13 protein-coding genes are annotated in these 13,028 nt (G+C 47.2%); 7 read left to right on the top strand and 6 right to left on the bottom strand.

Annotated features, from left to right (window positions below):
- Positions 1–55: 55 nt before the first annotated feature.
- On the top strand, positions 56–241 hold the full coding sequence (locus OVA33_RS19920; RefSeq protein ID WP_015239502.1) for a YhzD family protein: 186 nt from the start codon (positions 56–58) through the stop codon (positions 239–241).
- A 24-nt stretch (positions 242–265) separates the two neighbouring features.
- Here the strand turns inward: OVA33_RS19920 and OVA33_RS19925 are convergent, their stop codons facing one another.
- Positions 266–1,033, bottom strand: a complete 768-nt coding sequence (locus tag OVA33_RS19925) for an enoyl-CoA hydratase (protein ID WP_017417370.1) — start codon at positions 1,031–1,033, stop codon at positions 266–268.
- Positions 1,034–1,217: 184 nt separating this feature from the next.
- Here OVA33_RS19925 and OVA33_RS19930 point away from each other — a divergent pair, with 184 nt between their 5' ends.
- From OVA33_RS19930 to OVA33_RS19940, 3 genes are read left to right on the top strand one after another with little or no spacing between them, the layout of a single operon-like run.
- Positions 1,218–1,571: a hypothetical protein gene (locus OVA33_RS19930; RefSeq protein ID WP_014417322.1), complete on the top strand. Its 354-nt coding sequence runs from the start codon at positions 1,218–1,220 to the stop codon at positions 1,569–1,571.
- Positions 1,572–1,597: 26 nt separating this feature from the next.
- Positions 1,598–2,095, top strand: coding sequence for a cation:proton antiporter regulatory subunit (locus OVA33_RS19935; RefSeq protein ID WP_128974043.1), 498 nt, complete (start codon positions 1,598–1,600; stop codon positions 2,093–2,095).
- 7 nt (positions 2,096–2,102) lie between these two features.
- On the top strand, positions 2,103–3,317 hold the full coding sequence (locus OVA33_RS19940; RefSeq protein ID WP_003155266.1) for a cation:proton antiporter: 1,215 nt from the start codon (positions 2,103–2,105) through the stop codon (positions 3,315–3,317).
- A gap of 24 nt (positions 3,318–3,341) precedes the next feature.
- Here the strand turns inward: OVA33_RS19940 and OVA33_RS19945 are convergent, their stop codons facing one another.
- From OVA33_RS19945 to OVA33_RS19955, 3 genes are all read right to left on the bottom strand, one after another.
- Positions 3,342–4,631 carry a lysine N(6)-hydroxylase/L-ornithine N(5)-oxygenase family protein gene (locus OVA33_RS19945; RefSeq protein WP_014417321.1) on the bottom strand — a complete coding sequence of 430 codons (1,290 nt, stop codon included), beginning with the start codon at positions 4,629–4,631 and terminating at the stop codon, positions 3,342–3,344.
- Positions 4,632–4,731: 100 nt separating this feature from the next.
- Positions 4,732–6,234, bottom strand: coding sequence for a coproporphyrinogen III oxidase (locus OVA33_RS19950; protein WP_038457470.1), 1,503 nt, complete (start codon positions 6,232–6,234; stop codon positions 4,732–4,734).
- A 112-nt stretch (positions 6,235–6,346) separates the two neighbouring features.
- Positions 6,347–7,213: a Cof-type HAD-IIB family hydrolase gene (locus OVA33_RS19955; RefSeq protein WP_012117197.1), complete on the bottom strand. Its 867-nt coding sequence runs from the start codon at positions 7,211–7,213 to the stop codon at positions 6,347–6,349.
- Positions 7,214–7,596: 383 nt separating this feature from the next.
- Here OVA33_RS19955 and OVA33_RS19960 point away from each other — a divergent pair, with 383 nt between their 5' ends.
- The gene (locus tag OVA33_RS19960; protein ID WP_128974042.1) at positions 7,597–8,736 is read left to right on the top strand and encodes a DNA alkylation repair protein; all 1,140 of its coding nucleotides are present in this window, start codon (positions 7,597–7,599) and stop codon (positions 8,734–8,736) included.
- Positions 8,737–8,774: 38 nt separating this feature from the next.
- On the opposite strand, the gene OVA33_RS19965 is transcribed toward OVA33_RS19960, so the two are convergent.
- Both OVA33_RS19965 and OVA33_RS19970 read right to left on the bottom strand, forming a co-directional pair.
- Positions 8,775–9,125, bottom strand: coding sequence for a YlbF/YmcA family competence regulator (locus OVA33_RS19965; protein WP_014720937.1), 351 nt, complete (start codon positions 9,123–9,125; stop codon positions 8,775–8,777).
- Positions 9,126–9,210: 85 nt separating this feature from the next.
- Positions 9,211–10,344 (bottom strand): DUF445 domain-containing protein, encoded by a 1,134-nt coding sequence (locus OVA33_RS19970; RefSeq protein WP_014417318.1) that lies wholly within the window; start codon positions 10,342–10,344, stop codon positions 9,211–9,213.
- 237 nt (positions 10,345–10,581) lie between these two features.
- Between OVA33_RS19970 and OVA33_RS19975 the strand changes: the two genes are divergently transcribed.
- Positions 10,582–11,673 carry a YheC/YheD family endospore coat-associated protein gene (locus OVA33_RS19975; protein ID WP_017417366.1) on the top strand — a complete coding sequence of 364 codons (1,092 nt, stop codon included), beginning with the start codon at positions 10,582–10,584 and terminating at the stop codon, positions 11,671–11,673.
- Positions 11,663–13,021: a YheC/YheD family endospore coat-associated protein gene (locus OVA33_RS19980; RefSeq protein ID WP_017417365.1), complete on the top strand. Its 1,359-nt coding sequence runs from the start codon at positions 11,663–11,665 to the stop codon at positions 13,019–13,021. The genes OVA33_RS19975 and OVA33_RS19980 overlap by 11 nt, the downstream gene beginning before the upstream one ends.
- The last annotated feature ends 7 nt before the right edge of the window (positions 13,022–13,028 follow it).

Here is a 13,028-nt window from a genome sequence, read left to right on the forward strand (position 1 = left end):
AATGGAGGATTTTAAATTCTTTATCAGAATATCATTCTATAAAGGGGGTGACATGATGGGACAATATGTATTGACCGCATTCCATGCGTCGGGAGAAACGCTGCTGAATGAACGGATCGAAGCGGATAATGAGGCGGAGGCGAAGGCCGCCGGAGAGGCTTTATTGAAGGAAAAAAAGCTTGAGAACAGTACTCATCGCTTGGTAAATGAAGCCGGAAAGCTGATTTTATTCCACAGATAACAGAAGCTTTCCGGCTTCTGTATTTTACCGGTTAAATTGCGGCGTCCGTTTTTCTAAAAAGGCGCGGATGCCCTCTTTATGATCATCCGTTTTTCTCATATTTTCCTGGGCCTTTCGTTCAAGAGACAAAACGTCTTTTAACCGGCTGATATGGAGGCTCTGATAAATAGCCTTCGTTTCAATCATCGCTGACAGCGGCGCATGCAGCAATCGGTCGATATACGGTTGTGCCCCCTCACTAGGGCCGCCGCTGAACAGCCCGTCGGCAAGCTTGAGCCGCACCGCTTTTTCAGCCGGCAATTTTTCACCGCTCCAAATCAGTTTTTTCGCTTCGATCTCACCGACGCGTCTCATTAATAAATAATGGCCTCCTCCATCGGGAACCAATCCGATGCCGATGAAATTCATCGCGAGGCGGGCGTTTTCTTCGGCGAGCACCACATCGGCGCACAGCGCAAAACTCAGCCCGAGCCCCGCCGCGGCTCCGTGGATGGCGGCAATCACAATTTTTTTCATATCATAGAGGGTCAGCGTAATGGATTCGATCATTTTCATGAGCCGTTCATATTCTCCTGAATCATGATCAGACGTCATCATCTGGATATCACCGCCCGCGGAAAATCCCCGGCCTTCCCCCCGTAAAAGCACGATAAGCGCCTCACTGTCGGCTGCCATCACGCATGCATTTTCCAATTCCCGGAGCATTTGTTCATTCAGCGCGTTGTAACTGTCAGGCCGGTTCAGCACAATCTCCGCGATCTTTCCCTTTTCTTCATAACGAATATACTGCATGTTTACATCCCCCTTGAATCCGCTTACATATTTTGTTCAAATGATATATTCCTTCCCCCGAAGCGAAACTCCTTTATTTTTCAAGGTCAACAGATACCGAAAAATGCATATCATTTGAAACTGAACATACATTTTTATATAGTGAAATTGATATACAAAACAAAAGGGGGGAAAAACGCCGATAATGAAATATGTGATACTCAGCTTGTTACTGAGCTTTTTTATGGTGCTGTTCCCCCCTTCGGATGTCGCTCTTCCTTCCCAATTGGTGACAGAAACAGACAGCCATGTACAAATTTCGGTTTACCCGCAGGAAACGGATTCGGCAAAGACGCCGGTTCAAACCAAAACCGCTCCGCAAGGCCTGTCAAAAGGATACGGTGCGTTATCCCGGATGATCTCCCTGTTATCTGTCAAACCTCTTGATCAATTCATTGATTCCACAATGGAAAGGACATGCGCCATTCCGATACAATACCAGTCAAATTACCTCCGGCATCAGACCATTTCTCATTGCCAATCTGTATTTACGGTGTAAAAACAGTATATTCCGGAGGGATTTTTATGAATATTAAAGAAAACGATCTGCCCGGCATCGGGAAAAAATTCGAAATCGAAACGAGAAATCATGAAAAAATGACAATCATCATTCATGATGACGGCAGGCGGGAAATTTACAGATTTGATGACCGCGACCCTGATGAGCTTCTGGCAAGCATTTCACTTGATGATGCGGAAGCAAGACAGATTGCCGCGATTATCGGCGGGATGGTGTATAAACCGCAGGCGCTTGAATCGATTGAAATGGCATTCAGCGATCTGATTATCGAATGGTTTAAAGTTGAAAAAGGGGCAGAAGCGGCAGGGCGGACGCTCGGCGAACTGGATGTGCGGCAGAACTATGACGTGACGGTCATCGCCATCATTAAGCATAACCAGAAAAAGCTTTTAAACCCGGGCGCTGATTCGCTCCTTGAAGCAAACGATACACTCGTCCTCTCAGGTGAAAGAAAGCATCTGAAAAAGCTGATCCAAGACTTCCTCTCCAGAGACGGAGTGTGATCTGTTTATGGACCATCTCGTATTTGAAGTCGGGACGGCATTAGTTCTTGTGGCCATTGCGAGTGTCATCGCCAATAAAATTAAATTCTCGATCATCCCCTTCCTGATCATTTTAGGAATGCTCGTCGGGCCGCACGCGCCCCAAGCGGGCATCATTGACCTGACGTTTATCGAAAGCCGGGAAGTGATTGAATTTTTCGGACGGATGGGCGTCCTGTTCCTCCTCTTTTACCTCGGGCTTGAATTCTCGGTCGGAAAATTAGTCAAATCCGGACGTTCAATCGCCGCCGGCGGAACGATTTATATTCTGATTAATTTCAGTTTAGGGCTGATCTACGGCTTTATCACGGGCTTTTCCTTTTTGGAAGTGCTTGTATTGGCGGGTGTCATCACGATATCATCAAGCGCCATTGTCGCAAAGGTGCTTGTCGACTTAAAGCGCACGGCCAATCCGGAAACGGAGCTGATTCTCGGCATCATTATGTTTGAGGATATCTTTCTGGCGGTTTACTTGTCCGTCGTCTCCGGGCTTGTTCTGGGAGACGCGACGTCTGTCGGAGGCGCGCTGATGTCAATCGTGATCGCTTTCGGATATATGCTGCTGTTTTTCATTGCCGCCCGAAAATTGCCGCCTCTGCTGAACAAGCTGCTTGATATCCGTTCAAACGAGGTATTTGTCATCGTCATTTTCGCCGCGCTCTTTTTCATTGCCGGCTTTTCCGAAACGATTCATGTCGCTGAAGCGATCGGCGCGCTCTTGCTCGGACTCGTATTTTCGGAGACGGCCCATTCTGACAGGATTGAGCATCTTGTCGTGCCGTTCCGTGACTTTTTCGGGGCCATGTTTTTCTTCAGCTTCGGTCTCAGCATTGATCCGTTTTCACTCGGAGATGCGGTATGGCTTGCCCTCGGCGCCGTTCTGCTGACGATTGCCGGAAACTTTATCGCCGGCATGATCGCCGGACGCCGGGCGGGGCTTTCTCATAAAGCATCGTCTAATATCGGGCTGACCATTGTGTCACGCGGCGAATTCTCCATTATCGTCGCAAATCTCGGCATCGCCGGCGGCCTGTCCGCTTCACTTAAACCTTTCGCCGCCTTATATGTTTTAATACTGGCCATCTTCGGCCCTTTGCTCACGAAAGAATCGAAGCGGATATATCTCCTGTTGAACAGCGTGTTCAAATGGAAGACGCCTGAAAAGAAGCCGCAGAAATCATAAAAAAACTGACCTCTTCATAAGGGGTCAGTTTTTTTGAGCGGGAAGAAATTGCTGAAAAGCCGTTTTTTTATTAATGGAGAAATGCTCTTTCCCCAGAATGGTATTGATGATTTTTTGGTTTCTGTAAACAGACAGCTTCAAATTCGTAGCGCCTGTTCCGTGAGCATGATCAAGATTCGTTAATGTGAAAAAATGATGCCGCCTGTCGTCCTTAAAGATAAGACGGGAATCGGCCGTCACTTTAAACCGTTTCTCATCCTCCCATTCGATATCGGGGGCAATTGCCGTAAACCATTCCGGAATATGAGGTTTAAAGCCGGTCGCCAATATCACTTTTTCTGAATCGGCCGTAAAGGTTTCATCCATCTGCCATTGATGAAAGCTCAGTACGCAGCGCCCATTTTGCTTTTCAATTTTTTCAAGCTCCGCCATCGGCTGAATATACACGTCAGGCGAACCTCCGCTGATCGATCTGTGATACAGGGCATCGTAAATGGCGGCAAGTGTGTCAGAATCAATGCCGTGGCGCAGTCCGTCCAGCTCAGGGAGCGTGTTCAGCCGTTCTTTAAAAGGCAGGCGGTTAAAATATTCCACATAATCAGGTGTAAACATTTCCTGCCCGAGCTTGGCGGTTTCCAATTCTCGAAATCCGGCGGAGCGTGTCACCCATTGCAGCCGGCTGCGGCGGTATTGTTCATCGTGCAATAAGTCAGAAAAGATCTCCGCGGCGCTCTGTCCGGAACCGACCACCGTAATTGATTCGGCGCCGGCGAGCTCGTCTTTCCGAAACAAATATTCCGTGCTGACCATCGTGTCCTGACGCGCTTCGTCAGCAATCTCTGCGGGAATAAGCGGCTCAGACCCCGTCCCCATGACGAAATGCTTCGTTTGATAGACACTGATGCTTCCGTCCTCAATGTTCTTGACGCTGACGTCATAATGTCCGCCGGCATTTTTCACACCGATTACCTCTGAGCCGAAACGGCATGATTTGATTTCTGAAGCCGCCCAGCTCAAATAGTCGTTAAATTCCCGTCTCGGAATATCAAATTCATTAAACGTATAAAACCGGTACAGCCGGTCATGTTCATGGAGAAAGTTTAAAAACGTGTAGCGGCTTTTCGGATCGGCGAGCGTGACCAGGTCCGCCAGAAACGCCACCTGTAAATCCGTCCCTTTAATTAATAGACCGGGATGCCACGCAAATTCTTTCTTTTTATCGAAAAAAAGAGCGTCTGTTCCTGGTATATCCTCTAACAATGCGGCAAGCCCTAAATTAAACGGCCCGATTCCCGCTCCTATGACATCATACATAATTACACCTCTTACGAATAACAGTCTGATGGTCTTTTCCCATTTTTGCAGACGGTTAAACATAAAAAAACGGCACGCTGATTCCGTGCCGTTTTTGATATTATAATGCAGATTTGACGAACATCTCATCTAAGTATTTGATTTTCTCTTCTGTATAATGCTCGAATCGGTCATTATATGATTTCGGATCTTTCGGATTGGCGAAGTGCGTGATTTTTCCGGTTTCCGGATGAATGAATTTGCTTGCCGCGCCGCAGCCGATGCCGATAATCGTCTGCACTTCTTCCATAATCATAATGTTGTAGATGCTTTCCTGACCAGGGAAGGAGTAGCCGACATTTTCAAGGTTTCCGAGAATGTTTTTCTGCCGGTACAAGTAGTACGGCGTATAGCCGTGCTCTTTTGTCCAGCGGACGGCGTCATCCATCATGCGGGACACTTCCTGTCTGTCGGCAACTTTATACTTATGCTTGTTTCTCGTCATTTCTGACGCCCGTTTAAAAGAAAGCGTATGAACGGTCAAAGATTCAGGCATCAGCTTTTCCGTTTCTTCAAGACTGTGCCTGAACTCAGCCGTCCCTTCTCCCGGCAGGCCGATGATCAGGTCCATGTTGATGTTATTCATGCCGTGTTTGCGGGAAAGATGGTATTTTTCGATGGTTTCTTCAACTGTATGGTGTCTGCCGATGGCCTTAAGCGTTTCGTTTTCATAAGATTGCGGGTTAATGCTGATTCTGTCAATCTTATACTTATTTAAAACGGCCAGCTTTTCCTCCGTAATCGTGTCGGGACGGCCCGCTTCAACGGTAATCTCCCTGATATTTGCGACATCCGGGAAAGAGCGGACCATTTCTTCATATAAAAGATCCATTTCTTCAGCGGTAATGCTTGTCGGCGTGCCGCCGCCGAAATAAATGGTCGTCACTTTGATATCATGCTGTTTCAGCCATTCTCCGATTTTCTGCATTTCATAGTGAAGCCCCCATAAAAAGGAGCCGACTCTTCCCGCCTGTCCTTGAATGGCATAAGCCGGAAATGTGCAGTAGGCGCATTTCGTCGGGCAGAACGGGATGCCGATATATATGCTGACTTCATCTTTGACCCGGTACAGATCGGGAACCGCCGCAAGCTGGCGGTCGACAATCTCCTGCATCAGATTGATTTTTTCATCATGGATCAGATAATCTTTTTTCAGATCGGCGTGCGCCTCTTCTTTTGTCAGGCCGCTCTGCAGCTTTTTATGAAGAAGTTTAGTAGGCCTGATGCCGGTTAAGATTCCCCATTTTTGTGTCATGCCCGTATGCGATTGAAGAAGATTTAAGTAGACGTATGACAGCGTGTTTTTCACCTGTTTAAATACTTCTTTTTCGCTCCATCCGGCAAGAAGCGGTTTCGTATGATGTTCCTTTTCGCCGGTTCCTTTGATTTCTCCGGATACCGACACGCTGTCTGCATCTTGAGAAATGGCAAGTGAGATGACGAGATCAGAGGGTTCCTCCGTTTCGCCGTACGCAAGAACACACTCTTCAAAAAATAAATTCGCGATGTTTTGCAGCGGACGATGCAGCCTGTCATCCGTGATGCCGTCTATTTTTATTTGCAATGTGATCACCTTATTTTTCAGATTCAAAACTTTCTTTAGTGTACAGAAAGAACAGGCTAAAATCAATCCGCGAAAAAGCCGCAGACCGGCGTTTCGCGTCTGCGGCTCTTGATTACGGCCGTTTCATATGGAACTTATCGAGAAAGCCTTTGCGGTGCTGCATGCGGAAATATTCCTTAATCATATAGGCGACTCCCTGTTCATCATTTGACCTTGTCACCCAGTCCGCTTTTCTTTTTAATTCATTTGAGGCATTCCCCATCGCGACGCCGAGACCGGCCAGCTCGATCATCGGCAGATCATCTTCCTGATGGCCGATAGCCACAACCTCTTCCATTGAAAGCCCGAGTTCAGCGGCGACCATCGAAAGTCCGCTTTCTTTTGAAACCCCTTTAGGCACGATGTTCAGTTTTTCTCCGTTGACGCGGATCACATCGACGGCCGGGAATGCTTTCATTATCGTATCCGTTATATCAGCCTGCAGGCCATCTTCGGCATGCACTTCGATGACGGGCGCTGAAACCGGCTCATCAAGGAGCAGGTCACTTAATGATTCGACAAACTGCACCGGATAAAAAATCGGGTCAGACGGATGAATCATTGTTTTCCCGACCAGATTGGAGTTCACTTTCTTCTTGTTTCCGATCGAATATTTTTCGTGAAGAAGCCGGATATTGCATGGATAGCTTTCCAGCACCTGAACGATATTAAACGTGTGATCTTCTGATATTTTCTTTTCAAAAAACGGCTCATCTATTTTTTCAGAAATGTATGCGCCGCTGTGGGTAATCAATTTTGCATTCAGCTTTAATATTTTCGCCACTTTTTGAGCGGAGCGAAAATGGCGGTTTGTGACCAGTGTGACGTAAATTCCTTTTTTCTTGACGTATTCGATGGCATCCTTTGTCGTCTGATGAAGTTTGCCGTTGGAGCGAAGAAGCGCTCCGTCTATATTTAACGCCAGCATTTGTTTTGACACAGAGAAGTCCCCCTCCTTGATGACTGTACTTGTCATTAGGATATGACCCTGTCTCTTTGTTTAGAACAACCTTTTCTCCGCAGCAAAAAAGCCTGCCTCAAGCAGACTTTGAACTGTCGTTTTGTTGGGATACGATCGATTTGCTGCCTTCTCCCCAATGTGTATTTCTATTTACGAAATATATCAGGAACACCTTATTTGACCGTTGATGCGCTCGTTTCACTTACTCTCTGTTGCTACCCCTTAACATACCAGGCAGTATAGGCGACCGTATCCTTAGATCATCTGTAAGTGTAGGCGCTTTCAGAGTTATTATCTCAATTATATTGTTAAAAAACAAGGGTTTTTTTAACTAAAAAAATCAGGGGAAATATCTGTGCTGAATGTATGATAAAGTTGAAAGGGAACATATATTCGCATATAATAAAAGAAAAAAAGCGGTGACTGTCATGTCTCTATTAAAAGATATTTATAACGAAGAATTTGCAGAAGCACTTCTGAACAGAATCAAATCGGCGTACCCGGCTTTTGAGCGGGACAAGTGCCGGGCGCTGATGTTTCAGGAAGATTGGCCCGGACTGACGTTAAAACAGCGGATGCGCCGGATCACAGACTCTTTATATGAAACACTGCCGAAGGATTACATACGGGCCCTTGACGTCTTATACGAGACAGCTCCCCATTTCACAGGGCTCGCTGGGATTATTTTTCCCGATTATGTCCAACAGTACGGAACGGATCACTGGGAAGCATCAATGAAGGCGCTTCAGTTTTTCACTCGTTTTTCCACTTCCGAATTTGCGGTCCGCCCGTATATCAGGCTTGACCGGGAGAGGATGTTCAAAGAGTTCCTTTCCTGGACGGAGCATCCGGACGAACATGTCAGAAGGCTTGCCAGCGAAGGCTCAAGACCGCGACTGCCGTGGGGAAGCTCCATTCCGGCTCTTCTTGAAGATCCTTCTCCGATTCTCCCTGTTCTGGACCGCTTGATGCAGGATGACTCGTTATATGTCAGAAAAAGCGTGGCGAATAACCTGAATGACATCTCCAAAACACATCCGGATCTTCTGGCACAGATCGCAGCCGAGCGGTTCGGAAGCTGTCCGCACACGGACTGGATTTTGAAACACGCCTGCAGGACACTGTTAAAAAGAGGAGACAAACAGGCGCTTGCGGTTTTCGGGTTTGAAGACGCCTCCCGGATTTCATTGGAACGTTTTACACTGAATTCGGAAACGGCCGCCATCGGAACAAGCATACATTTTTCTTTTCAGATCCGCTCATCCGCCCGGCAAAAAGTCAGGGTTGAATACGCGATTGATTTTGTAAAGAAAAGGGGGCACCGCAGCCGCAAGGTGTTTAAGATGTCGGAGTCCGCCATGGATAACGGGGACGTAAAAACCTTCAGCAAACATCATTCCCTTAAAGATTTAACCACCCGCAAGCATTATCGGGGAATTCACACTCTGTCTGTCATCATTAACGGTACGGTAAAAGGTTCGCTTGATTTTTCTGTTGAATAAAAAAACCCCTCCATTTCATAGATGGAGGGGTTTGGAGCTTATTCCGGGCTGCCGTAAAGCTCTTCAAGAGGTTTCATAATGATTTTGTTTAACTCGCCGATCAGCATGCTCATGCGCTGTTCCGCTTCCATCAGCTGAGAAATCAATTCATGCTGCTGTACGAGAGCAACCGTTTTTTGTGCCTGCTCTACCTCTTCCTGAGTGATTTCTTCACCTGACATCTGTTTCTGCTGCAGCTGCAGCTGTACATTGCGGAAGTTATCAAACATGCGTTTTGCCGATTCATCTGCGTTTACTTGATCATAAAGCCCTCTCAGACGGCTGTATTCATCACTGTTTCGCAAAGCTTTTTCAAGATCATATGCTGCATCATAAAAATGAACTGCCATAGTAACCGCTCCTTTCTTCCTTTCGGACATACCACTCCACTATAACAGACTGCGGAGCGACTTTCATCATCGGCGTATGTTTTCCTTAGAAAAGAATGACAAACAAAGCCTGAATTGCTCCGATTATCCCGCCGAGCAGACCGCCTAAATACGTTATCATCTTAAATTCTCTCTTGGAAATCGACAGCACCATTTCCTCCAGCCGTTCAACGGGAAACTGATCAACCTGCTCTTTGACCACTTCCTCAAGACGCAGCCGTTTCAGTACATCCTCCAAATGAGCGGCAATACTGCCGAGCGCCGCATCAAGCAGCTTCGGCGCGTACGTTCCCGTAATCTCCCCTTCATAACGGGAGATGATGTCACCGAGCCGGCATTCGAAAAAGGGCGCGGTTTGAAGTGCGGCCAAAGCCCGCTTTTTCATGCTGAACAGCAGATCTTTCGCATTCCACTTTTCATCGGCCTCATAAAGTGTATAAGATTTGAGCTTGCCCCATTCTTGAGAAAGCAGATCAGCCAGAAGCTTTTTCGTTTCCTCATTGCGCAAAAACTTTAACAGCTCAGGCAGCACACGGTCTGCCAAGCTTGAATTGCCGAGGAACATCTGCACCATGCTGCCGAGCATCCCCCGGGAGTTCAAAAAGTCGTCAATCATATTTCCGAGCCTGTCTTTCCCTTCTTCGCTCTCAAAATAATCAATGCTCCGCTTCAGGATATAATCTGCGGCCATCGGGACTTTTTCATCCAGCTTTTCCTGAAGCTCATCAGGAAGCCAGTCTTTTATGGCGCGGTGCTCATATTTCCGGTACAGTTCCGAAAGCTTTTCATCGGTAAAACGGTCAATCCAGGCATCCGTTTTTTCCTGCGGATTCCGGATGCCCGCGGCGGCCAAAGCTTCGTGCACCGTCATCTCGGAAGCGGCCATTTTTTGTGTGAATTGTTCGGCGAAAAGAAGCGCCTGGTTTTTAACGGTATCTGATAAAAGCCGTTTTTTTATTCCTTCCGGGGTTAAAAGGTGGTTCGTCACCATGAGCCCCATTTGTTTTGCCAATTCATCCCGCCTTTTCGGGATCAGCCCCGGCGTAAACGGAACCCGTTTTCCGAACAGGTAATACGGCCGGTACGGACGAAATAACATCTGAATGGCAAGATGATTCGTCACCGCGCCGATCGCGGCTCCGATCACAATCATAAATAGAAACGTTCCTGCTATGCCCATTCCTCTTCTTCTGCCTCCATCTAATGTTCTATTTTCTTGATGATATATCTATTCGTATTATAGAGGCTGGCGTGCATGCGGGCAAATGAAGAACCTGAATTGTTGTTTGTGAGGAATAAGGCAAGATGCTGTTTCGTACTCTTTACAGTAGATCATCTTTTATGATGCGCTTAGCATATTTATTGAATGGAAGGGCCGTTCCATCAGCGGCTTTTTGAATAAAGGGGGAGTAATAATATGACAACACTCGGTTTTATGTCTGTATCCCGCCGGCACGAAGAAGATTACGCCGGGGAATTGGCTGAAAGAGCGCCTCAATATAATGTGCGCTTAGCCCGCTTTACACCGTTTGATATATTTCCGGATTCTTTGCGCGTAAAAGCGCTCGTCTATCACCCGCAAAGCGGAAAGTGGAACGAAACGGAAATCGATATTCCCGAATATATTTACGACCGCTGTTTTTACGGAAAATCCGCTGAAGCGCAAAAAGCCAAACCGATCGTCGAATGGCTGAAAAAATATCGGAAAACGGAATTTATCGGCCGGGGGCTTCCTGATAAATGGACGGTCACGGATGCGCTCCAAAAACATCATCTGATCAGTCCCTATATTCCTGAAACGGCCGAAGTCAGCCGCTATGAACAGGTGCAATCATACTTAGCCAAGGAAAAAGCATGTATACTTAAGCCCGCTTTCGGCGCGGGAGGCAGAGGCATCATCCTGCTTGAAACAGGCAAAAAATCAATTACGGCCACTTACTATATCGGAAAAAACAAACAAACAAAATCATTTTCCAATCACGTGTCTTTTAAGTCCTGGTGCAAAAAAGTGCTGCAGCACCGCTATTTGCTTCAATCCTACTTAAATATCAAGGATAAAGAGCGGCATCCGTGCGACATCCGCATTTTCATGCGCAAAACTGAGTCAGGCGTTTGGGAAACGGTCGGAAAAGCGGTCAGAAGGGGTTATCAGAACGGTCTTTTATCTCATTTCCCCGGAGGATCAGAACCGATTAAGTTTGACACATGGTTTGAGGAAATTCCGAGAAAGCAGCAGGCCGTTTTATTGGATGATGTCTTTTCGATCACCCAATCCGTCCCTTATTTCCTTGACGAACGGTTCGGGCCGCTGTTTGAGCTGGGGCTCGATATTTGTTATGCCAAAGACGGACGCATCTGGCTTTTGGATGTCAATTCAAAGCCGGGGCGGAAAGCTATTTTAAGCGTGGCTCCGGAGGCGAAAGAGGATTTGTATACGAGTCCGCTGAGACGCTTCCGCGAACTTCAGTCACAGGAAAGCCGGAAAGGAGTATTACCGCGTGAATCATAAAGGGATGATTGTCGGCATCGATAAAAAAAGCAAAAATACGCTGTTTCTCCCCTCCTCCATGAAACGGGAAGGGCTTTTATCCGCTGCCTTCGGGACCAAGGTTGTCAAATGCCGTGTAGCCTTTTCTCAATCACTTGAAAAAAGCGCGCTCCTTTCTGAAGATTTGTTTGAGGAGCTGTTGATACCGCATAAAAGCCGGGCTGACTTTCTCATACACGGCCAGACGGTGCACATCGGTCCGCTGATCGGCGTTTTCACAGCCGGGTTCACATCATCGCCGACCCGCCCGTTAAGAGACCGTACAGCCTTCTTTTCCAAGATGCTCTCTCTTCATGAACAGGCGAACGGATATTGTTTCGTTTTCGGTGCTCATCAGATCAACTGGGAAGAAGGCACCGTCCAAGCGCTGATTTATAAAGAAAACAGCTGGAAACGGACGGCCGTCCCGCTTCCGAATGTCGTATATGACAGACTCCCGAGCCGAAAAACGGAAGAAGTTCCGCTTTTACAGCAGACAAAACAGAGGCTGATGAATGTCTATCAGATTCCGTGGTTTAATCCTCAATTCTTTAATAAATGGGACATTCATAAGCTTCTGGAAAAAAACAGCCTCACCGCTTCACTTCTGCCAAAATCTGTCCTGCACCCGAATGCGGAAGCGTTAGAGACGTTATGCAGCACATTTGACACCGTCTATATCAAACCTGCAGACGGCGCACTCGGAACGGGGATTTACAAGGTGGAAAAAACAGATGCCGGCTTATCTGTCAAACACACGAATGAGGAAAAAACGGTCGTGACGGCAGAGTATTCAGATGCGGCATCCTTCATGAAATCATTTAAAGAAAACAATGACCCGTCCGCATTTTTAATTCAGCAAGGCATTGACCTGATCCGGCTGGATGGACGCCCCGTCGATTTCAGGGTGCACACGAATAAAAACGCCGAGGGGAAATGGACAGTGACGGCCATTGCGGCAAAAATTTCCGGTGAAAACAGCATCACGACGCATCTGGCAACCGGCGGAGAAGTCAGGACGTTAGCTGAATTATACGGCGATCCGCGAGAGAGAGTCGGCATGATGCGGAAACTTTCAAAAGCCGCCTTGGCGGTCAGCCGCGTGTTAAATGAGCACATTGAAGGTTTTATCGGCGAAATCGGTTTTGACCTCGGCGTCGATAATTCAGGGAAAGTTTGGATGTTTGAAGCCAATTCCCGCCCCGGGCGCAGCATTTTTTCCCATCCGAAGCTGAGATCGGTCGATTACCTGACAAAACGGAGAAATTTTGAATACGCGTCATATTTATCAGAACGGTCCATCACCGCCCCTGAAAAACTTTGGCGGTGAGGCTGTC

The organism is Bacillus sp. KICET-1 (assembly GCF_027721405.1).
Taxonomy (GTDB): Bacteria; Bacillota; Bacilli; order Bacillales; family Bacillaceae; genus Bacillus; species Bacillus velezensis.